This window comes from Actinosynnema sp. (assembly GCF_052038725.1).
The window spans coordinates 1-2,245 of sequence record NZ_JBQGCX010000096.1 but is presented as its reverse complement, the minus strand read 5'-3'; the positions used below and the strand labels follow the sequence as shown (position 1 = coordinate 2,245).

The window sequence follows — 2,245 nt, the reverse complement described above, 5'->3', positions numbered from 1 at the left end:
GCCCACCGCAGCCAGCCCGTGATGCCGAGGGTCGGCTGGGTGATCTCGGTTGCGGTATCGACGTCGGTGTCGGCGTGGTCACGGGGCCGCAGCGGGTCGGCTGTGACGTCCGTGCCGGTGTCAGAGCGGGAGGGGGACATTGATCACCACCTGTTGCAGCTGCGACATCAGCACCGTCCACAGCCCCGTGACCATCAGCAGGCCGAGGGCGATGAGCATGGCCCCGCCGATGATGTTCAGTGCCCGGATGTGGCGGCGCAGGAACGTGACCGATCGGGACGCCCAGCCCCACCCTGCCGCGAGGATCAGGAACGGGATGCCCAGGCCCAGCGAGTAGGCCAGCCCGAGTAGGCCGGCGCGGGCGGGGTCGCCGAGGTTCCACGACATCGAGATGATCGCCGCGAGCGTCGGGCCGATGCAGGGGGTCCAGCCGACGCCGAGCGCGAACCCCAGAAGCGGCGCCCCGATCAGCCCGGCCCTGCCCTGGGTGCGGGGGCGGAGGGTGCGCTGCGCGATGCCGAAGAAGCCGAGGAACACCAGCCCGAGGGCGATGATGATGATCCCGAACACCCGGGTGAGGATGCCCGCGTATTGCAGCAGCAGGTATCCGAAGGTGCCCCCGAGGATCGTGACGGCGACGAAGACGACCGTGAACCCGGCGATGAATAGTGTTACGCCCAGCAGCAGCCGGGCGCGCTCCGCCGTGGCGGCGCGCCCGCCGTTCACGGTGGGAGATGTTGTGGTGGTAGTGGTGCTGCCGAGGTAGCCGAGGTAACCGGGCACCAGTGGGAGAACGCACGGGGACACGAAGGAGACCAGCCCGGCGAGGATCGCGACCGGGATCGCGACCCACAGGGCACCGTCGACGATGACCGCTCCCGGATTCACGAGCTGTCCTCTGCGAGGGTGTCGGCGACCAGGGTGGACAGGATCGATGCGCTGGCCAATTGCCCGATGATCCGCGCGGCGACCCGCCCTTTCTGGTCGATAACCAGGGTGGTGGGGGTGGCCTGGATTGGGGTGACCTGCGCGAATGCGAGTTTCACTTTGCCGTCGTTCACGTCGATCACGCTCGGGTAGGTGACGTTGTTGTCGCGGGCGAACGACAGTGCGGTCGCGGGCTGGTCGTAGGTGTTGACCCCGAGGAACGCGACACCCTGCTCCTGGTACTCCTGCCAGACCTCCTCGAGCAGCGGCGCCTCGACGATGCATGGCCCGCAGGCGGCGTACCAGAAGTTCACCACCAGCACCCCGCCGCGGTAGTCGTCGCTGGACACCGTCTCGCCGGTCTCGGTGACGCCTTCGAACACCACCGGCTCTCCACGATCGGCGTCGGGGATCTCGACGATCTGGAAGTCGCCGGAGATGTAGCCTTTCTCGTTCCCGTCCCGGTACTGCTGCGCGAGCGAGTCGCTGGATCCGCACCCGGCGAGCAGCCCAACCACAAGCAGAACCGAGGCGGTGGCGATCAGAGGGCGGTGGTTCATGGTCGCTTGACCTTGATCAGTGCGCCGGCCACCAGGAACACGACCGCGGCGACCGGTTGCGCGGCCGTCCACACCGGGCCAGTGAACGGAAACGGGAACACCGGGTTCCAGATCACCACGATCGCTGCGAACACCGGCACCCACCACCACTGCCGCGCCTGAATCGCGAACCAGCCGACGATGACCGCGAAGATCGCGGTGACGAACAGCACCAGCGTGAACCAGTCCCCGCCCATCAGAACCGGCGCGAGGAACAACACCGCGGCCGCAAGCAGCCCCGGGGCGAACGCGTTGCGCTGATACACAGACGGGGTGCGCTGCTTAGCCATCATGACCCGCTCACCGCCGATCCCGCCGGCGCTGCCCCGCCGGTCACCCCGTCATTCGTTGTGTCCGTGCGGGCGCGCCGGTGCCGGACCCAGATGTTCAGGCCGAGCACGATCACGCCCGCGCCGAGGGCGACATCGGCGAGGTTTCCGATGAAGAGGGTTCCGTAGGCGAGGAAGTCGGTGACGTGCCCGACCCCGAAGCCAGGCGGGGAGAACAGCCGGTCGATCACGTTGCCGATCGCGCCGCCCAGGATCAGCCCGATCCCCACCGCCCACCATCCCGTCCGTGCCCGCGCCGCGGCGACGATCAACACCACCACCGCGCCGACGCCGAGGACAGTGAGTAGCCCCGTGAACCCGGCGCCGAGAGAGAGGATCGCGCCCGGATTGAATGCGAGCTGCAGCCCGAGCAGATCTCCCAGCAGCGGG

At 68.4% G+C, this 2,245-nt stretch carries 4 protein-coding genes; all 4 read right to left on the bottom strand.

The window, feature by feature from the left end; translation table 11 throughout:
• Window positions 1-120 precede the first annotated feature (120 nt).
• Window positions 121-888 (bottom strand): cytochrome c biogenesis CcdA family protein, encoded by a 768-nt coding sequence (locus ACTUAL_RS01850; RefSeq protein ID WP_440899041.1) that lies wholly within the window; start codon window positions 886-888, stop codon window positions 121-123.
• Window positions 885-1,487, bottom strand: a complete 603-nt coding sequence (locus ACTUAL_RS01845) for a TlpA family protein disulfide reductase (protein ID WP_440899040.1) — start codon at window positions 1,485-1,487, stop codon at window positions 885-887. The genes ACTUAL_RS01850 and ACTUAL_RS01845 overlap by 4 nt, the downstream gene beginning before the upstream one ends.
• Window positions 1,484-1,819, bottom strand: a complete 336-nt coding sequence (locus tag ACTUAL_RS01840) for a DUF6804 family protein (RefSeq protein WP_248242371.1) — start codon at window positions 1,817-1,819, stop codon at window positions 1,484-1,486. The genes ACTUAL_RS01845 and ACTUAL_RS01840 overlap by 4 nt, the downstream gene beginning before the upstream one ends.
• On the bottom strand, window positions 1,816-2,245 hold a 430-nt coding region (locus tag ACTUAL_RS01835; protein ID WP_440899039.1), incomplete at its 5' end, for a signal peptidase II. The genes ACTUAL_RS01835 and ACTUAL_RS01840, both read right to left, overlap by 4 nt.

Coding starts and splice junctions, on each gene's coding strand:
- ACTUAL_RS01840 (WP_248242371.1), bottom strand. CDS start 1,819: ATGATGGCTAAGCAGCGCACCCCGTCTGTGTATCAGCGCAACGCGTTC.
- ACTUAL_RS01845 (WP_440899040.1), bottom strand. CDS start 1,487: ATGAACCACCGCCCTCTGATCGCCACCGCCTCGGTTCTGCTTGTGGTT.